This is a genomic window from Streptomyces sp. 6N223 (genome assembly GCF_052246635.1).
Taxonomy (GTDB): Bacteria; Actinomycetota; Actinomycetes; order Streptomycetales; family Streptomycetaceae; genus Streptomyces.
Genome location: NZ_JBQQCA010000019.1, coordinates 58,152 through 76,442, shown reverse-complemented (window position 1 = coordinate 76,442; position 18,291 = coordinate 58,152). Strand labels below are relative to the sequence as shown.

Sequence of the window (18,291 nt, the reverse complement as noted above, 5' to 3'; positions counted from 1 at the left end):
CCGCTACGGTTGGTAACGCTAGCCGGAGCCGTACATGGTGGGCGCATGAACAGCGGAATTCCCCACGAGGTATCGATTCGCCACGACGAGCCGTTTCTGCGCCCGGAGTGGGTACCCGAGTGCGGACACGCCCTGCGGCTGGCGGGCGTGCACTTCGACGCGGTGCGGATCCACGGATGCCGGGGCGAGGAGATCATGTCGGCGCTGATGGACTGGCAGGGGTGGGCGGCGGGGCCGATCATCCACCTCGCGACGACGAACGAGGTGACGTTCCTGCTGCCGCTGGGCTCGGTGCACGCGTTTCAGTGGCCGATGGACGTGCGGTTCCAGGTGCTGACCCAGTCCGGCGACGAGGCCTCCCTCATCGGCGTCCCCGCGATGAACGGCGCCACCTGGCCCCTCCTGTGGCGGTCGCTCCCGACGGCCGAGGCGCCGTTCGTGAACACGGGGGCGCTGTACGAGGTCGTGCGGCGCACTATCGCGGGCCGCCGCCCCACCTCTGCCTAGAGGGTTTCGATCCGGCACTGCGAGCCGCTGGAGACGGAAGCGCGAGCGCGCGGCGACGGCCCCAGCTAGTTCGCCGCACGAATTATCTGGGCTGTCCGGCGTTAGCATGACCTCGTGGCCAAACAAGATGATGGGCAGATGGGCATCGCCGTCGCGCTGGTGCGGTCGGCGTTCCTGGTGGATGCCGTGTACGCCGAGTCGGCGCGGGAGCACGGCCTGACCGCGCAGCAGGGGCAGTTGATGTGCGTGCTGATGGCGCAGCCGTACGGCATGGGCGACTTGGGCGCCATGCTGGGGCTGGCCAAGTCGAGCCTCACCGGACTGGTGGACCGCACCGAGCGGAACGGGCTGGTCCGGCGCGAGCCGGATCCTCGGGACGCGCGGGCGGTGCGGGTCGCGCTCACTCCCCGGGGCGGGAAGCTGGTGGAGGGTTTCTACGCCGAGACGTGCCGGCGGATCGAGAAGCTGACGGCGGGGCTCGGCTCCGCCGAGCGCGAGACTCTCGCCGGCCTGCTCGGCCGGGTCGTGCTGGACAACGAGGTGCCCGTGGTCTTCATGGAACTGGCCGAGGGGACGCCGGACGAGCGCCGGCCCTGAGCCGCGATCACCCCGGACAAGAGAAGAGTGGGCTTGCAGTTCGTGACACGAACCAATATGTTCGGTCTACGAACTACTTCTCTTGTTCAGGGAGTACACCATCATGAGTCGTACGGTCGCGGTCATCGGCGGAGGCTACGGCGGCGCCGCCGTCGCCAAGGCGCTGGACTCCGAGGCGGACGTGGTCCTCATCGACCCTCGCGAGGCGTTCATCAACTCGGCGGCGTCGCTTCGGGCGCTCACCCAGCCCGACTGGGCGGGCAACATCTTCTTCTCCTACGACACGCTGCTCACGCGCGGCACCGCCGTGCGCGACCGCGCGGTGTCGGTCGACGGCGGCGGCGTCGACCTCGCCTCCGGCCGGCGCATCGACGCGGACTACCTGGTCCTGGCCACCGGCTCCAGCTACGCCTACCCGGGCAAGCCCAGGACCGGCGCCGATTCCGTCGGCGAGGTGATGGACGACCTCCGCCGGACCCACAAGGAGCTGGCCGGCGCCCCGCGGGTGCTGATCCTCGGCGCCGGACCGGTCGGGCTTGAGCTGGCCGGGGAGATCAGGGAGGTCTGGCCGGACAAGCGCGTGACCCTCGTGGACCCGGCCGAGCGGCTGCTGGCCGCGTTCCGGCCCGAGATGCGCCAGGACCTGCACCGCCAGCTCGACGAGCTGGACATCCGGCTGCGGCTGGGCACCGGCCTGACGGCCCCGCCGCCGACCGGGCACGGGCGCGCGGAGGCGTTCACCGTCACCACCACCGGCGGCGAGGAGATCACCGCCGACATCTGGTTCCGCGCGTACGGCGTGCGCGTCAACAGCGGCTACCTCACCGACGGCCGCCTCACGACCCCTACGCCGCAGGGGCAGGTCCGTGTCACCGAGACCCTCGCCGTCGACGGGCACGAGCACGTGTACGCGATCGGCGACCTCACCGACCTGGCCGAGGCCAAGATGGCCGGGTACGCGATGCGGCACGCCGCGGTCGTGGCGCGGAACATCGCCGCCCAGTTGCGCGGCGAGGGGCCCACGGCCACCTACCGGCCCTCGCCCGACCCCGCGATCCTGCTCCCGCTCGGCACGCGCGGCGGCGTCGGCCAACTGCCCTCCCCCGACGGCCCGTCCGTTCTCCCGGCGGCGACGGTCGCCGAGTACAAGGGTGCCGACCTGTTCACCGGCCGCTTCGCCGAGCAGTTCGGCGCCGCGCCCCTCGCCTGAAGGAAGGAACCTGAAGGAAGGAAGAAGGAGAGAGATCGTGTCGCTACAGGACATCGTTTTCGGATTCGGGGCGCACAGCGTCGTCGACGACGGGCCGGAACTGCTGCGCATGGCGCGGCAGGCCGACCGGGACGGGCTCGACATCGTCTCGCTGTCGGACCATCCCTACCTCGGCGCGCGCCTGGACGCGTACGCCGCCCTCGGGTTCATCCTCGGCCGGACCGAGCGCCTCGCGGGCTTCGCCAACGTCACCAACCTGCCGACCCGGCCCGCGCCCATGCTGGCGCGGACGGTGACCTCGCTGTCGGCGCTCTCCGGCGGCCGCGTCGTCCTCGGCGCCGGCGCGGGCGGGCTGTGGGACCGCATCGCCGACATGGGGGTGCCGCGCCTGAACCCGGGGGATGCCGTGGACGCCTTCGAGGAGGCGATCGTCCTGGTCAAGAAGCTGTCGGGCGGCGGCCCGCCCGTCACCCACCACGGCCGCCACTACCAGGTGAACCGCATCGAGCCCGCCCCCGTGGCCGCGCCCCCGGTGTGGACCGGGTCGGTCGGCCCGAAGTCCCTGGCCGCGACCGGGCGGGTGGCCGACGGCTGGCTCCCGGGCCACGCCGCCGACTGGCTCAGCGAGCGCTACCGGACCTCGCGGCCGGTCATCGACGAGGCGGCGGCGGCCGTGGGCCGCGACCCGCGCGAGATCCGCACGGTGTTCAACTTCCCCGGACGCATCACCGACCGGCCGCTGGCCGCCACCCGCGACGGCGACGGCCGCTGGATCGGCGGCTCGGTCGGCCAGTGGGTCGAGGAGCTGACCGGGGCCGTGCTGGAGCACGGCGCCTCGGGCTTCATGCTCTTCTCTCCGCGCGGCGGGGTGACGAACCCGGTCTCCCTGGGCCGATGGGGATCGGAGATCGCCCCGGCGGTGCGTGAGGCCGTCTCCAAGGAATCCGGTTAGGGGTGTCGCTGGGACTCACCGGGGAGTGGGTGACGTTGGGGGGCGGACGTGGTGGGCGAGGCCGGCCGGGTCGGCGAGGTGTAGGTGCCGTCGGGGGTCGCGGCGGCCGCGCGAGGCGAGGACGCCGACGCGCACGGCGTGACCCTTGCCGTGGTTGCGGCCCAGCGGGCAGGGGGTGGTGACCAGGCGGATCCGGGGCTCCCCGGCCGCCGCCGCGCGGACGACGGCCGGGGCGTTGCCTGACGTGCGTCACGCCTGCCGGTCAGCGGGGCAGCGCGTGGCCGTCGTGGCTGACGCGGACGAACGGCTCGCGCACCTCGGTCGCGGTCAGCGGGCCGTACGCCGCCGGGCGGCGGAAGGCGTTGCCCCAGGTCTCGGCGCGGCGGTAGGCGCGCAGCGCGTCGAGGTCGAGGAACGCCGGGTAGACGCCGGGGTGTTCGCCCGCCTCGACGACGAGCATGTCGCGGGAGCCGGAGCCGTCGGGGCCGAAGGCGATGCCGTCGAAGGCCACGGAGTGGCCCCAGGCGGGGGCGGCGTAGTTGGCCATGGCCACGGCGACCATGTTCTCGCTCGCGCGGGCCCGGAGCTGGGCGAGCCGGTTCATCTCCATGTCGCAGGCGTTGGGGATGAGGATGAGCTCCGCGCCCGCCAGCATCAACGCCCGCGCGCTCTCGGGGAACTCGCGGTCGTAGCAGATCATCGCGCCGACGGCGACCGGCCCGGCGCCCGCCGTGTCCAGCTCGCGGACGGCGAAGGCGTCGCCGGGGGTCAGGGCCGCCTCGGGGAGGCCGAAGGCGCAGGTGTGGACCTTGGCCTGGGTGAGGACGATCCGGCCGTGGCGGTCGATGAGGGAGACGGTGTTGCGCGGCGGGCCGTCCCAGGCCTCGAGGTAGGTCAGGGCGATGGCCATGTCGAGTTCGGCGGCCAGCTCCCGGAAGTGGGTGACGTAGGGCGAGTCGGCGTCGATCGGCTCGCCGCGCCAGGCGCCGCGCGGGTCGGGGATGCCGACGGGCCGCTCGCCGTCCCACAGCGAGGGGTGGCGGTAGACGTTGATGTCGTCGAACTCGGGCGGGAGCGCGGAGGCGTAGCCGGTGCTCCACATCTCGGGGAAGAGGGCGATGTCGGCGCCGAGCGCCTTGGCGCGGCGGCAGGCGGCCTCGCCCGCGGCGCGGGTGGCGGCGAGCTGGTGCCCGGCGTTCTCCAGCTGGAGCAGGGCGACGGTCAGCGTGGTCATGGCGAAGGCTCCTTCGTGGGTGGTTGCTGCTGCGGCGGCGTTCACGAAGGAGCCTGCGGAGGTCCCCGGATGCGGGGCGGGCGTCAAAGCATGGGGCGACGATACCCGTCGTCGTTCAGGGCCGGTCAAGGGCGTAGACGGTGACGGGCTTGCCGAACAGCTCGTCCTCGCGGCGGGGCGCGAAGCCCAGGCGCCGCGCGACGGCGGCCGAGGCGGCGTTGCCGGGGTGGATCATCGCGGTGAGGTACGGCACGTCGAGCCGGGCGAAGCCCCACTCGATCCAGGCGCGGGCCGCCTCGGTGGCGTAGCCGTGGCCCCACGCCTCGGCGCGCAGCGTCCAGCCGGCCTCGACCTCGTCAAAGGGGGCCCAGTGGTTCAGGCCGCAGCGGCCGACGAACTCGCCGGTGGACCTCAGCTCGACCGCGCCCAGGCCGTGGCCGCGCTCCGCCCACTGCCCCTCGATCTCCGCGAGCCGCTGCCGCGCCCGCTCCTCGGTGAACGCGCCGACGAAGCGGTTGACGCGCTCGTCGGCGTGGAGCGCGACGAACGCCGCGAGGTCGGCCTGGGTCAGCGGGCGCAGCAGGAGGCGCCTGGTGGTGATCACGCGGCCGAGGCTAGCGCCCCGCGCGGGTGCGGGCGCGGACGTGCATGCGCTCGCCCTGGGGGCCGAAGATGCTGATGGCCTCCACAGGCGTCTCGCCGGGGTTGGCGAAGCCGTGGGGGGTGCGGGTGTCGAACTCGGCGGCCTCGCCCGCGGTGAGGGTCAGGTCGTGGTCGCCGAGGGCGAGGTGGAGGCGGCCGGAGAGGATGTAGAGCCACTCGTAGCCCTCGTGAACGCGCTGCTCGGGGCGGACGTTCCGGCGCTCGGGCGGGGCTGGCGGGATGATGTGCTTGTAGGCGTGGAGGCCGCCGAGGTAGCGGGTCAGCGGGATGAAGGTCTGGCCGTTGCGGGTGAAGGGCCGGGGGCGGACGCGGGGGTCGCCGATGGTGGGCGCGCCGACGAGCTCGTCGAGGGGGACGCCGTGGGCGCGGGCGAGGGGCAGCAGGAGTTCGAGGGTGGGCCTGCGCCGGCCGGACTCCAGGCGCGAGAGGGTGCTCGTCGAGATGCCGGTGGTCTCGGAGAGCTGGGCGAGGGTGGTGCCGCGCGCCTGGCGCAGGCCCCGCAGGCGCGGGCCGACGGCGGTCAGCACGTGGGCGAGCTCGTCGCCCTGGTCGTCGGTCATGGGTCCATTGCCGCTTCGGCAAGAAGTTTTGTCAAGGCGGGGTGGGTGGACGCACGCTCCAGGCATGAGCGAGACGAGCGAGCACGAGCGAAGCGAGAGATACGAGGTCGTGGTGGTCGGCGGCGGCGCGGCCGGGCTGAGCGGGGCGATGACGCTGGCGCGGTCGCGGCGTTCGGTGCTGGTCATCGACGCCGGCCGGCCGCGCAACGCCCCGGCCGAGGGCGTGCACAACTACCTGGGGCGGGAGGGCACCCCGCCCGGGGAGCTGCTGGCCGCCGGGCGCGAGGAGGTACGGCGTTACGGCGGGGCGATCCGGGAGGGCGGCGTCGTGACGGCCGAGCGGTGCGGGGACGGCGAGGAGGGCTTCCGCCTGGTGCTGGCCGACGGCGGCGTGGTGCTGGCCGACCGGCTGCTGGTGACCACCGGGAGCGTCGACGAGCTGCCCGAGGTGCCGGGGCTGGCGGGGCTGTGGGGCAGGGACGTGCTGCACTGCCCGTACTGCCACGGCTGGGAGGCGCGCGACCGGGCGATCGGCGTGCTGGCGACCGGGCCCATGGCGGCTCACCAGGCGCTGATGTGGCGGCAGTTGAGCGAGCGGGTCACGCTGTTCCGGCACACCGCGCCCGAGCCCGGCGAGGAGGACCGGGAGCGGCTGGCCGCGCGCGGCATCGCGGTGGTGGACGGCGAGGTGGCGGCGGTGGAGACCGACGACGCCGGCCGGCTGGGCGGCGTACGCCTGGCCGGGGGCCGGGTGGTCCCGTGCGAGGTGCTGGTCGTCGCGACGCGGGTGACGGCCCGCGCCGGCCTCCTCGCCTCGCTGGGGCTGGAGCCGGAGGAGATGGAGATGGGCGGGCACGTCGTCGGCAGCCGCATCCCCGCCGACGCGACGGGCGCGACCGAGGTCCCGGGGGTGTGGGTGGCCGGGAACGTCGCCGGCCCGATGGAACAGGTCATCGGCTCGGCGGCTGCGGGCGTCCGCGCGGGCGCGGCGATCAACGCCGACCTGATCGAGGCGGAGACCCGCCGGGCCGTCGCGGCGGGCCGTCGCCATGGACATGCCGCTCTACCCGGCTAGACTCCGGCAGGCGGGGCTGGTGAAGACAACGCCTTTTCTTCGAGCACGTTCTTCACACGCAAAGGAGCGACATGTCACGCAAGTTTCTCCGTGCCGCCGCGGCCGCCGTGGCCGGGGCCGCGCTGGTCGTGGGGCCGATGGCGGGAGCCGGAGCGGGCGCCGGGGCCCAGGCCGGGCAGGCGCAGCTGCCGGTGCTCATCGGTGACTCGCAGCTGGAGACCTACGCGACGTACAGCGAGGTCAGCATCTGGCAGGACGCGTATGTGCGGATGCTGCCGCTGTCCGGCTCGACCGCGAGCGGCTGGGAGTTCCGCGACAGCACGGCGGGCGGGACGGCCATCGTCCATCTCGACACCGGGGGCTGCCTCCAGCTGGACCGCGACAGCGCGGAGCTGTACGTCGAGGTCAGCGGCTGCGCGCGGGACGCCGGCGAGGGCTGGGAGGTCCGAACCGGCGAGGAGGGAACGGTCTTCGTCCACCTCCAGACCGAGACCTGCCTGACCCGCGCGGTGAAGGGCCCGGGAGAGGGCGTCGACCCGCGCCTGACGCTGGCCAAGTGTCACGGGGGCGAGGCGCAGCTCTTCTCCCTCGTGGTGTGAGCGCGGCGGGCGCGGGGGTGGTGGGGGTAGTGGCGCATCAGGGTCGGCTCGTCGTAGCGGTGGATGGTGCGGTGCCAGGTGACGGAGCCGACGACGAAGTGGCGCAGGCGCTGCACGTACTCCTCGACCGCCGCGCGGGCCGCCTCGTCCAGGCCGAGGTCGTCGTAGAGCACCGGCAGCTCGTGGGCGGCGACGTGCTGGAACTGTCCGATGCGGGAGCCGACCAGGTCCGCCACGATGCCGACGGCCGTGGCGTAGTCGCAGTCGAAGAAGTTCTGGACGACGACCACGCTGTTGTGGAAGGTGCCCTCGAACTCGATCTCCTTCTGGTAGGAGAAGAGGTCGTTGAGCAGGCCGAAGTAGCTGGCGATGCAGCTCTCGAGCGAGGCGACGGTCCCGCTGCGCAGCACCGCCTCGGGGATCGGCGACGCGTGGCGGACCGCCCGCTGGAGGGTCGGGAAGAGGTCGAAGCCGAACGTCTTGCGGCGCATCTCGATGTAGTCGACCGGGTCGGGGATACGGTTCTGCGCCTCGTTGTCCAGCTCCCACACCCAGCTGTCGAGCATGCCGTGGAGGGCCGCGCGGAACTCCCGGCGCCCGCTCTCGGTCAGCGGGGCCGCGGTGCGCGTCCACAGCTCGGACAGGCCGCGCTCCAGCCCGTTCACGGGCACGACGGCCGGGGCGGAGTCGAGGTCGATGGGCATCAGCGCGCGCAGCCGCTCGGTGCAGGCACGCGCGCCCACCAGGTCGTGGCTGACGCCGAAGACCACCGGATAGTAGTCGTCGGCGTAGGTGCCCCAGTGCAGCCAGTCCGAGGTGATCGCCACCTCCTCCTCGGCACCGTCCGGCAGCATGCCCGCCGCGCACACCGCCAGATCGAAGTCGATCGTCTTCTGCTCGGTCCAGATGCCGTCGTGCAATCCCATCTCCTCGCACCACGCGAGGCTGTGGCGGCGGGCCGCCTCCAGGTGAGGGCTGAGCCGGACGGGGAACGGCATGGGGATCTCGGGCACCAGCGAGGGGCCCACCGGCTGGTGGCGGACGTGGGTGTAGCGCCGGGCGCGCGCCGTCAGGTGGGCGGCCGAGACGCCGAGGCCGGTCGGCAGGAAGGGCAGCACGGCGGAGGGGGAGGCGGAGACGGCGCCCTCGTTCATGTACCGGCTGGAGCGCAGGTGCCACTCGTGGCCGCCGGACTGCCAGTCCTGGAGGCCCTTGACGTATGCGGCCACGGCCGCCTGGCCGGCGGCGTCGAGGCCGGTCTCGGCGAAGAGGGGCGGCAGCTCGGTGAGGGCGGTGTGCTCGAACTGCTGGAGGCGGGAGGTGAGCAGGTCGTTGACGGCGTCGGCAGCCTCCTGGGTGGAGCAGCCGAAGAAGGTCTCCAGCACCAGCACGCCGTTGCTCAGCTCGCCCTCCTCCCCCACCTCGCGCTCGTAGGAGAACAGGTCGTTGCGCAGGTGGACGGCGTCGGCGAAGGCGTCGCGGAGGACCCGCAGCGGGCGACTGGCGGCGACGGCGTCGGGGACCTCGGCCCCGGCGGCGTGCTCGACGAGGCAGGCCGACCAGGGGGCGCCGCCGACCTTGCGGCGCATCTCGATGTACTCGACCGGGTTGGCGACCCGGCCGGCGTCGATGTTGGACAGCTCCCACAGGGACTCGTTGAGCAGGTTGGCGGTGACCTCGGCGAAGCGGGCCCGCCACGCGGGGGACATGGCGGGCACGGTGCGGGCCCACAGGTTCGCCAGGCCCGCCTCGACGGGGGTCCGCGGCTCGGGGGTGGGCTCCTCGAGGTCCGTCGGCATGAAGGCGGGGAGGCGGGCGAGGGACGCCCTGCCGCCCTCCCGGTCGAGGGTGCGCTTGAAGAGGTCGAGGAAGTGGTCGTCGAAGAAGAAGACCCACACGTACCAGTCGGTGATGAGTGACAGCTCGTCGGCGTCGCAGTCGGGGTGGGTGTAGGCGCACAGCAGGGCGTAGTCGTGGGCGTCGAGATCGCTCTGGTCCCATATGCCGGAGCCCTCCAGCATCCCCATCGCGCGGGCCCACGCGCGGGAGTGCTCGCGCGCCTGCTCCACATGCGGATTGAGACGGGCCGGGTACGGCACGTAGAAGTCAGGCAGCTTAAAGGGTTGTGTCACCCTGCGATGCTCGGCGGAGGGCTGCTGCCGCAAACCTCGGCCGGGTGAACGTCCCCCGATCGGGTGAGGGGCGGATGCGCCGGCGGGCATGCGGAACCGCGCGCCGGCGGATGCGGGGAAGCGGTTGCCGTGCGCGCGGTCCGGGCGGGCCCAGACCTCTGCCCTGCACAGCTGAGGTATGGACCACCTGACGCGAGTCTGCCGGAAGTCGGGGCACCCGCCACCGGCGCACGGACAGTTTCGGTCGCGATGCGTGGCCTCCGCGCTACCCACCGCAGGCTCCCGGGAATAGTGTCAGGGGCTGCCACCTGCCTCGAACGCCTCGAATGGCGTCGCAGCTCGCCGGCGGCGCCGGGGCCGGGCCGGTCCCCAACTCGGCCGGAATTCACGCCTCCCTCTTGATGCAACGGCGTTTCAGCAGGTCGGGAGCGGGACGACGGCCTCAGACGACGTCGTCGGCGATCGCGGCCATCTCCTTGTCCTGGCGGCCGCCCCCGACGACGGGCGTGGAGTAGGAGTGGCGGGCCACCCGCCACCAGACGGTGGCGAGCGCCAGCACCACGAGCAGGGCGACGGGCGCGTAGTTGAAGGAGTCGGCGGTCACCAGCCGGTCGGGGTCGGGGCGGGTCTGCGGCAGGCAGAACAGCACGGTGACGAGGCACACCCACACCACGGCCACCCAGCCGATCGCCGCGCTGAAGCGGCCGAGCTGCCAGGGCCCGGGGACGAACCGTTTCCCCGCGCGGCGCCGCAGGTAGACGGGGATGATGTACGCGGGCGTGATGCCGATGACGTTGATGGCGGTGACGGCGCCGTAGGCGGTGGTGGAGTACAGCGAGGGCAGCGCCAGCACGAACGGCACCGCGACCGACAGCCACACGGCGGGGCTCGGCGTACCGGTGCGGCCCGAGACGCGCCGCCACAGCCGGGAGCCGGGCAGGGCGTTGTCCCGCGAGAAGGCGAAGACCATGCGGGAGGCCGCCGCCACCTCGGCGTTGCCGCAGAAGAGCTGGGCGACGATGACGACCAGCAGCAGCGCCTTGGCGCCCGAGGTGCCGAGCGCGTCGATGAGGATCTGCGCCGGGGGGACGCCGGTGTCGCTGTTCTGGGTGCCCTCGTAGTCCTGGATCGACCAGGTGAGGCCGAAGAGGAGGACGAAGCCGGCGATCCACGACACCCAGATCGCGCGCACGATGCCCCGCGCCGCCGAGACCGGGGCCTGGGTGGTCTCCTCGCTGAGGTGGGCGGAGGCGTCGTAGCCGGAGAAGGTGTACTGGGCCAGCAGCAGCCCGATGGCGGCGACGTAGAGGGAGTTGGACCAGCCGGTGTCGTTGACGAAGGTGGTGAACACCTCGCCGGCCGGCTGGTGGTGGTCGGGCACGATCGCGAGCGCGCCGACGATGACCGCGACGCCCGCCAGGTGCCACCAGACGCTGACCGAGTTGAGGATGCTGACCAGCCGCACGCCGAAGAGGTTGAGCACCAGGTGGAGCAGCAGGATGCAGGCGAAGATGACCAGGATGGAGCCGGGGGTCGGGTCGAAGCCCCACTGGAGGCTGGCGAAGGCACCGACGAACAGCGCCGCGCCGTAGTCGATGCCCGCCACGGCGCCGAGCAGGCCGAGGAGGTTGAGCCAGCCGGTGTACCAGCCCCAGCGCGGGCCGCCGAGCTGGTGGGCCATGTAGTACAGCGCGCCGGAGGTGGGGTAGGCGCTGGTGACCTCGGCCAGGGCCAGGCCGACGAGCAGCACGAAGGCGCCGACGGCGAGCCAGCCCCACATCATCACGGCCGGGCCGCCGGTGGCCAGGCCGAAGCCGTAGAGGGTCATGCAGCCGGAGAGGATCGAGATCACGGAGAAGGAGATCGCGAAGTTGCCGAACGGGCCCATGCGGCGGACGAGCTGGGGCGTGTAGCCGAGCTGCCGCAGCACCCGGTCGTCGTCGAGCCGTGGCGCGTCCCGGCGCGTCCAGAACGCCGCCGGGGCGGGACGCACCGGGCGGCCGGGACGGGACGGGCGGTCAGCGCGCGACATGGGTTACCTCCTGGGTCGGTTGTCCGGCGGGTCGGCGGGGCGGTGTCCGTTCCCGCCGCCGCCGTTCCTGCCGTGTCCGTTCCTGCCGTGTCCGTTCCTGCCGCCGCCCCTGGTGCCCTCTCCGGCGGCCAGGCACTGGGACCGGGCCAGGACGAAGGCCCGCTCGGCGAGGTCCGCCCGGTCGGGGTCGTCGGTGATCTGCGCCCACGGCTGGCGGGTGGCGTACGCGCCCATCGCCTCGAACACCGGGGCCGCCGCCGCGAACCGGGCGGCCGACCACAGGGCGTGGGCCAGGTGGCTGAGGTCCGGCAGGGCGCGCGACGCGCCGTCCGAGCGGCCGAACCAGTCGCGCAGCGCCCGGTCGACGTCCTCCTGGACGTGCTCGCGCAGCCACAGCTGCCGCGCGAGAGGGTCGGCGGCGCCGCCCGCCCGCTCGCGCCGCGCGCGGTGGCGGCCGGCGTAGGCGTACAGCGGCAGCACCAGCAGGGGCGAGCCCGGCGGGGCCCACGTGACGACCCACTGCGCGAAGTGGAGGGCCTCGGCGTGCCGGGCCCCGCCGGCACGGGCCTGCACGAACTGCAGGATCCGGTGGTGGGCCTCGCGGTTGTACGGGTCGCGCTCGCTGAGCTCCTGCCACAGCCCCCACGGGCCGGTCGGCAGCGTGACGTCCGGCGGCGACCACTGGTGCTCGGTCAGCAGCTGCTGGTCGTCGAGCTGGGCGAGGGCCAGCAGGCACACCCAGGGGACCGGGTCCTCCTCCCTGGCGTACCGCAGCGCGACGTGGCAGGACTCCCGCGCCTCCTCGGCCAGGGCCGTGACGCCGCGGTGGCGCCTGCGGCCGGCCTGTAACACCCGCTCCACGGCGACGCGGGCCCGCATCACGACCGCGTCCGGGTTGCCGGGCTCCTCCGCGCGCCAGGCCAGCACCACGTCGGAGCCGGCCGCCGCGGCGGCCAGGACCTGGGTCCTGGAGGTGCGCAGCGCCCAGTCGTCGTCGGTGTCGCGCAGGAGCTGACGCATCGACATCCAGCGGCCGGTGCGCAGGTCCTCCAGCACCAGGCGCAGGCCGTCGTCGAAGCCGGCCGGGTGGTAGATGGGGCGGAAGTCGCCGTGGTGGGATCGCCTGCCGCGCGCCATCAGGGCGACACCTCCGATGCGCGTCGGGGCGTGCGTCGGGTCATCTGGGCCTCGGGGCGGGGTGGGCGACGTGGGTGGAGAGACGTGCGTGAGGGCGCTCGGGAGAGTTCCGTTGCACGTGAGTGACGTGAGTGACGGAGGTGACCGCACGGGGTGTGACCTTGTGGGAACGCGGCGTGCGGGACCATGCTCACTCCGCGCGCGAGTGTACATGCGTAACTCACCTATGAGTAAGCGCCCTTGGTCAGGGCGTTACCATCCGCGGACTCACCTGTCGCGGCCGTCACAGTAAGCCGACTCCGTCACGCGAGGCGCCGTGGCGCCGCAGCGTCGCGTCTGGTTCACTCACCGCTGTGTGCGTACTCGCGATCGACCAGGGCACCTCGGCGACCAAGGCCCTTGTCGTCGATCCGGCGGACGGCGTGCTCGCCGCCTGCGAGGTGCCGCTCGACCCCGGCCCGGTGCACCTGCCGGGCGGCGGCGTGGAGCAGGACCCGGGGGCGCTGCTCGCCTCGGTGCTGGACGCCGGGCGGCGGGCGCTGGACGAGGCGGGCCGGCCGCGGCTCGCGGCGGTGGCGCTGGCCAACCAGGGCGAGACGGTGCTCGCCTGGGACCGGCGTTCGGGCGAGCCGCTGACGCCGGCGATCGTCTGGCAGGACCGGCGCGCGGAGCCGCTGTGCGCGGAGCTGGCGGAGGCGCGGGAGTGGGTGGCGCGGCGCACCGGCCTCGTCCTCGACCCGTACTTCTCCGCCCCGAAGATGGCCTGGCTGCGGCGGCACCTCACCACCGAGGGCGTGGTGACGACGACCGACAGCTGGCTGCTGCACCGGCTGACGGCGGGCGCGGCGTACGTCACCGACGCGGCCACCGCGAGCCGTTCGCTGCTGCTGGACCTGGACGCCGTGGCCTGGGACGCGGAGCTGGCCGGGCTGTTCGGGCTCGCGGAGGAGGAGACGCCGCGCATCGTCGCCTGCGACGAGGTCGTCGGCACCACGGACGCCTTCGGCGCTCAGGTGCCTGTGGCGGGTCTCGTAGTGGACCAGCAGGCGGCGCTGCTGGCGCAGGGCTGCCACGCGCCGGGCACCGCCAAGTGCACCTATGGCACCGGGGCGTTCCTGCTGGCCAACACCGGCGGGCGGGCGCTGCGTTCGGCGCAGGGGCTGACGGCCTCGGTGGCGTGGCGGGCGGGCGGCGCCACCCCGTACTGCGTGGACGGGCAGGTCTACACGGCCGCCTCGGCGGTCGGGTGGCTGACTCAGCTGGGCCTGGTCGGGTCCGCCGCCGAGCTGGACGCGATCGCCTCGGAGGACGGCGAGGTGATGTTCGTACCGGGGCTCGCGGGGCTGGCCGCGCCCTGGTGGAGGCCGGAGGCCACCGCGGCGTTCACCGGCATGACGCTCGCGACCCGGCGCGAGCACCTGGTCGGCGCCGTGCTGCGCGGCATCGCGGCCCAGGTCGCCGAGCTGGCCGAGCTCGTCGGCGCCGAGGTGGGAGCGCCACTGACCCGGCTGCGGGTGGACGGCGGGCTGACGCGCAGCCGCGCGCTGATGCAGGCCCAGGCCGACCTGCTGCAGGCGCCGGTGGACGTGTACGCCTCGCCGCACGCGACGGCGCTGGGCGCCGCCGCGCTGGCACGGCTGGCCCTGGAGCCGGGGCTCGGCCTGGCCGCGGCCGTGGGCGAGCGCCCGGACGGCGCCCGGTACGAGCCGCGCTGGCCGGCCGAGCGCGCCGCCGGGCACCGGGCGCGCTGGCGGGCGGCCGTGAACGCCACGCTGGAGCATTCGTCGTGAGCGCGGGCACGGGCGCGGGCGAGTTCGACGTGGCCGTGGTCGGCGCGGGCGTCGTCGGCTGCGCCATCGCCCGCGAGCTGGCCGGGCACCGGCACCGGCACCGCGCCGGGCGCCGCCCGCTGAGCGTGGCGCTGCTCGACGCGAACGACGACGTCGGCGAGGGCACGAGCAAGGCCAACACCGCGATCCTGCACACCGGCTTCGACGCCGCCCCGGGCACGCTGGAGGCCCGCCTGGTGCGACGCGGCCACGCGCTGCTGACGGCGTACGCCCGGGACACCGGCATCCCGGTCGAACGCCCCGGCGCGCTGCTCGTCGCCTGGACGGCGGAGGAGCGCGAGGCGCTGCCCGGCCTGCGGGCGAAGGCGGAGCGCAACGGCCACGGGCGCTGCGAGCTGATCGGCGGCGCCGAGGTCCACCGCCGCCTCCCGGCGCTGCGGCCCGGCGCGCTGGGCGGGCTCGCCGTGCCGGACGAGTCCATCGTGTGCGGCTGGACCACGACGCTGGCCCTGGCCACGGACGCGCTGGCGCGCGGCGCCCGCCCGCTGCTGGGGCGCCGGGTGGTGGGCGTGACGTGGCCCGCGGAGGGCGGGTGCGTGCTGGGCACCTCGCGCGGCCCGGTCGCCGCCCGCTGGGTGGTCAACGCCGCCGGGCTCGGCGCCGACCGGCTCGACGAGGCGTTCGGCTACCGGCGTTTCACGGTGACGCCGCGCCGCGGCGAGCTGCTGGTCTTCGACAAGCGGGCCCGGCCGCTGGCCCCGCACATCGTGCTGCCGGTGCCGGGGCGGTGGGGCAAGGGCGTGCTCGTCACGCCCACGGTCTACGGCAACGTCCTGCTCGGCCCGACCGCGGAGGAGGTGCGCGACCGCTCCGACACGTCCACCACCGAGGCGGGCATCGCGTCCCTGCGGGAGCGGGGCGCGCGGCTGATGCCCCGGCTGATGGCGGAGGAGGTGACGGCCTGTTACGCCGGGCTGCGCGCGTCGATCGGCCGCGAGGACTACCTGATCGAGGTGGACGAGAAGCGGCGTTACGCCCTGGTCGGCGGCATCCGCTCCACCGGGCTGAGCTCGGCCATGGCGATCGCGGAGCACGTCCGGGAGCTGCTGGGCGAGGCCGGCCTCGCGCTGCGCCCGCGCGCCGGGCTGCCGCCGCCCCCGGCGATGCCGAACCTGGGCGAGGCGTTCCCCCGGCCCTACCGGGACGCGGAGGCGATCGGGCGGGATCCGGCGTACGGGCGGGTGGTCTGCTTCTGCGAGCGCGTGACGGAGGGGGAGATCCGCGACGCGCTGCGCTCGCCGCTGCCGCCGTCCGGCCTGGGCGGGCTGCGGCGCCGCACGCGGGCGATGAACGGCCGCTGCCAGGGCTTCCACTGCGCGGGCCGGGTGGCGTCCCTGCTGGCGACGGCACGGCCGGGGGCGAGGGCGGCGACGCGGCCGGCGACGGAGGCGCCGTGACCGGAGCGCCCGGCCTCCCGCTCACCCCGGACGTCGTCGTCGTGGGCGCCGGCCCGGCCGGGGCGGCGGCCGCCGCCGGGATCGCCGAGGCATTGCCGGGGTTGCCGGGGTTGCCCGGGCGGGTGCTGGTGCTCGAACGCCAGCCGGAGGCGACCGGGCACGCGGCGCGGGCCGCGGCCGCCGGGGCCGTGGTCCGCGCCGAGGCGACCGTCACCGGCTGGGCCGGGCCGCGCGCGCTGGAGGTCACCACGCCGCAGGGGCTGCTCCGGGTCGACGCCCGCGCGGTCGTGCTCGCCACGGGCGCGCGCGAACGCCCGCGCGCCGCCCGGCTGATCCCGGGCGACCGGCCCGCCGGGGTCTGCACCACGGGCCAGCTGCGGCGTCTCGTCGCCGCCGGCCAGGGCGTCGGCACCCACGCGGTGGTCGCGGGGACGGCCGCGGCCGCCGTCTGGCCCGCCGTGCGCGTGCTGCGCGCCGCGGGCTCCCGCACCGTGCTGGCGGCCACCACGGACAGCGCCCCGGCAGGGTGGGCCCTGCGTGCCCTCGCCGGCGTGCCGACGGTGACCCGCTGCCGGATCAGCCGCGTCATCGGCCGCGGCGGCCGGCTCCAGGGCGTGGAGATCGAGAACACCGCCACCGGGCAGCGCCGCACCCTCGCCTGCGACTGCCTGGTGCTGACCGGCGACTGGCTCCCCGAGAACGAACTCGCCCGCGCGGCCGGTCTCGACCTCACCCCCGGCGGGGACGGCACGCCGCTGGCCGACACGGCGCTGCGCGCCTCCCGCCCCGGCGTCTTCGCCGCCGGGACCCTGCTGCACCCCGGCTGGGGCTCCGCCCGCGCCGCGGCCCGCGACGGCGTCCACCTCGTCGCCCCCGTCACGGCCTGGCTGGCGGGCCGCGCCCCGGCGGCGACCGCCGTGCCGATCCTGGCCCACGCCCCCCTGCGGTGGGTGACGCCCGCGCTGCTGCGCCCCGGCGATCCCCCGCCCCCGTACGGCGGCCTCCTGGCCTGGGCCGACCGCCCGCTCCGGCTGCCGCGCCTGACGGTCCGGCAGGACGACCGGATCCTCGCCCGCCGCACCCTGCCACCGCGCCCGGGCCCCGTCGTCCCCATCCCCTGGCGCGCGCTGGCCCGCGCGGACCGCGAGGGCGGGCCGGTCCACCTGCGCGTGACGGACCTGACACCGCGCTGAGGCGAGGGGCGGCGCCCCGCCGAACCCGCGATCACCGCGAGCGTCCAGGCGCGCCGCTCCCGGGCGCCGACCCACGGGCCGATCCGGACGAGAGGCATCGCGCACCACCCGGCAACGCGGCGACGGCACCTCGCTCGCCGCACGTCCTGTCGTCACCCGGCGAGGTCCCGGCGCGCCCGAGTCGCCGCCGGAGCCGGGCGGATGGGCGGGGCGGAGTCCCACGGCGCGATCGCCTCCTGCCCGGGGGCGGGTGGGCGGAACCAACCCCGCGCTCAGCCGCGGCCCAGCGTCGCCGCCAGCGCAGCGATGTCCGCGGGGCCGACGCGGCAGCAGCCGCCGATGAGGCGGGCGCCGGCGCGGTGCCAGTCGAGAGCGAGCCCGGGGTCGAACGCCGAGGATCCGCGCCAGCGGGAACCGCGCGCGTCCCAGCCCTCGCCGCTGTTGGGGTAGGCCACCGCCGGCTTGCCGGTGGTGGCGGCGGCGCACTCCACCGCCTCCGCCACCTCGCCGGGGGCGCAGCAGTTGACGCCCGCCGCGATCACCTGGTCGCTGTCGGCGGCGAGCGCGAACGCCTCGCCAAGCTGCTGCCCCGCCCGCGTCGCGCCGCCCGCGACGGTGTAGGAGAGCCACACCGGCAGGCCGCAGCCCTCCGCCGCCCGCAGCAGCGCCTCCGCCTCGGTGATGTCCGGCACCGTCTCCAGCGCCAGCAGGTCAGGACCGGCCCCGGCCAGCGCCTCGACGCGCGGACGGTGGAAGCGGGCCAGCTCGGCGACGCTCAGCCCGTACCGGCCGCGGTACTCGCTGCCGTCGGCGAGCACCGCGCCGTACGGGCCGACCGAGGCGGCGACCCACACCCGCTCGGTGGTGGTCCGGGCCGCCGCCCGGGCCAGCCGGACGCTGTCGCCGAACAGCCCCGCCGCCGCCGCGCGGCCGACGCCGCGCCGGGCGAAGCCCTCGAACGACGCCTGGTAGCTGGCGGTGATCAGCACCCGCGCCCCGGCCCGCACGTACGCCGTGTGCGCGGCCTCGATCTGCGCGGGGCCGTCGGCCAGCAGCCGCGCCGACCACAGCTCGCCGCTCAGGTCGCAGCCCTGGTCCTGGAGCTGGTTGGACAGCCCGCCGTCCAGGACCATGGCGCGTTCCGCCAGCGGCA

The 18,291-nt window shown here is 75.0% G+C and carries 16 protein-coding genes; 9 read left to right on the top strand and 7 right to left on the bottom strand.

Features of this window, described 5'->3' with window-relative positions; genetic code table 11:
* Nucleotides 1-45 precede the first annotated feature (45 nt).
* The 4 genes from ACTWQH_RS14520 (at nt 46) to ACTWQH_RS14505 (ending at nt 3,266) form a co-directional block, all read left to right on the top strand.
* Nucleotides 46-507 carry a hypothetical protein gene (locus ACTWQH_RS14520; RefSeq protein WP_443286925.1) on the top strand — a complete coding sequence of 154 codons (462 nt, stop codon included), beginning with the start codon at nt 46-48 and terminating at the stop codon, nt 505-507.
* A 138-nt stretch (nt 508-645) separates the two neighbouring features.
* Nucleotides 646-1,104 carry a MarR family winged helix-turn-helix transcriptional regulator gene (locus ACTWQH_RS14515; RefSeq protein WP_443286962.1) on the top strand — a complete coding sequence of 153 codons (459 nt, stop codon included), beginning with the start codon at nt 646-648 and terminating at the stop codon, nt 1,102-1,104.
* Between the two features lie 103 nt (nt 1,105-1,207).
* Complete coding sequence (locus ACTWQH_RS14510) at nt 1,208-2,314, top strand: NAD(P)/FAD-dependent oxidoreductase (protein WP_443286924.1); 1,107 nt, start codon at nt 1,208-1,210, stop codon at nt 2,312-2,314.
* 37 nt (nt 2,315-2,351) lie between these two features.
* Nucleotides 2,352-3,266: an LLM class flavin-dependent oxidoreductase gene (locus ACTWQH_RS14505; RefSeq protein ID WP_443286923.1), complete on the top strand. Its 915-nt coding sequence runs from the start codon at nt 2,352-2,354 to the stop codon at nt 3,264-3,266.
* A gap of 262 nt (nt 3,267-3,528) precedes the next feature.
* On the opposite strand, the gene ACTWQH_RS14500 is transcribed toward ACTWQH_RS14505, so the two are convergent.
* From ACTWQH_RS14500 to ACTWQH_RS14490, 3 genes are all read right to left on the bottom strand, one after another.
* The gene (locus ACTWQH_RS14500; protein ID WP_443286922.1) at nt 3,529-4,500 is read right to left on the bottom strand and encodes a carbon-nitrogen hydrolase family protein; all 972 of its coding nucleotides are present in this window, start codon (nt 4,498-4,500) and stop codon (nt 3,529-3,531) included.
* A 115-nt stretch (nt 4,501-4,615) separates the two neighbouring features.
* Nucleotides 4,616-5,104, bottom strand: a complete 489-nt coding sequence (locus ACTWQH_RS14495; RefSeq protein ID WP_443286921.1) for a GNAT family N-acetyltransferase — start codon at nt 5,102-5,104, stop codon at nt 4,616-4,618.
* A gap of 10 nt (nt 5,105-5,114) precedes the next feature.
* Nucleotides 5,115-5,723: a helix-turn-helix domain-containing protein gene (locus ACTWQH_RS14490; RefSeq protein ID WP_443286920.1), complete on the bottom strand. Its 609-nt coding sequence runs from the start codon at nt 5,721-5,723 to the stop codon at nt 5,115-5,117.
* A 64-nt stretch (nt 5,724-5,787) separates the two neighbouring features.
* Between ACTWQH_RS14490 and ACTWQH_RS14485 the strand changes: the two genes are divergently transcribed.
* Entirely contained in the window at nt 5,788-6,798 is a 1,011-nt protein-coding gene (locus tag ACTWQH_RS14485) for an NAD(P)/FAD-dependent oxidoreductase (RefSeq protein WP_443286919.1), read from the top strand.
* A gap of 71 nt (nt 6,799-6,869) precedes the next feature.
* A complete protein-coding gene (locus tag ACTWQH_RS14480) occupies nt 6,870-7,397 on the top strand; it encodes an RICIN domain-containing protein (protein WP_443286918.1) in 528 nt (175 codons plus the stop codon).
* Here ACTWQH_RS14480 and ACTWQH_RS14475 read toward each other — a convergent pair.
* The 3 genes from ACTWQH_RS14475 to ACTWQH_RS14465 all read right to left on the bottom strand — a co-directional run bounded on the left by ACTWQH_RS14475 (nt 7,358) and on the right by ACTWQH_RS14465 (nt 12,698).
* A complete protein-coding gene (locus tag ACTWQH_RS14475) occupies nt 7,358-9,529 on the bottom strand; it encodes a terpene synthase family protein (RefSeq protein ID WP_443286917.1) in 2,172 nt (723 codons plus the stop codon). The genes ACTWQH_RS14480 and ACTWQH_RS14475 overlap by 40 nt on opposite strands.
* Nucleotides 9,530-9,971: 442 nt before the next feature.
* The gene (locus ACTWQH_RS14470) at nt 9,972-11,561 is read right to left on the bottom strand and encodes an amino acid permease (protein WP_443286916.1); all 1,590 of its coding nucleotides are present in this window, start codon (nt 11,559-11,561) and stop codon (nt 9,972-9,974) included.
* Nucleotides 11,562-11,564: 3 nt separating this feature from the next.
* A complete protein-coding gene (locus ACTWQH_RS14465; RefSeq protein ID WP_443286915.1) occupies nt 11,565-12,698 on the bottom strand; it encodes a hypothetical protein in 1,134 nt (377 codons plus the stop codon).
* 353 nt (nt 12,699-13,051) lie between these two features.
* On the opposite strand from ACTWQH_RS14465, the gene ACTWQH_RS14460 reads away from it, so the two are divergent.
* Genes ACTWQH_RS14460 through ACTWQH_RS14450 form a run of 3 tightly spaced genes read left to right on the top strand, consistent with a single transcriptional unit; the run spans nt 13,052 to nt 17,138 of the window.
* Entirely contained in the window at nt 13,052-14,488 is a 1,437-nt protein-coding gene (locus ACTWQH_RS14460) for an FGGY family carbohydrate kinase (protein ID WP_443286914.1), read from the top strand.
* On the top strand, nt 14,485-15,945 hold the full coding sequence (locus ACTWQH_RS14455; protein ID WP_443286913.1) for an NAD(P)/FAD-dependent oxidoreductase: 1,461 nt from the start codon (nt 14,485-14,487) through the stop codon (nt 15,943-15,945). Before ACTWQH_RS14460 ends, ACTWQH_RS14455 begins: the two co-directional genes overlap by 4 nt.
* On the top strand, nt 15,942-17,138 hold the full coding sequence (locus ACTWQH_RS14450; RefSeq protein ID WP_443286912.1) for an FAD-dependent oxidoreductase: 1,197 nt from the start codon (nt 15,942-15,944) through the stop codon (nt 17,136-17,138). The genes ACTWQH_RS14455 and ACTWQH_RS14450 overlap by 4 nt, the downstream gene beginning before the upstream one ends.
* Nucleotides 17,139-17,410: 272 nt before the next feature.
* On the opposite strand, the gene mmuM is transcribed toward ACTWQH_RS14450, so the two are convergent.
* Nucleotides 17,411-18,271: a homocysteine S-methyltransferase gene (gene mmuM, locus ACTWQH_RS14445; RefSeq protein ID WP_443286961.1), complete on the bottom strand. Its 861-nt coding sequence runs from the start codon at nt 18,269-18,271 to the stop codon at nt 17,411-17,413.
* Between the last annotated feature and the right edge of the window lie 20 nt (nt 18,272-18,291).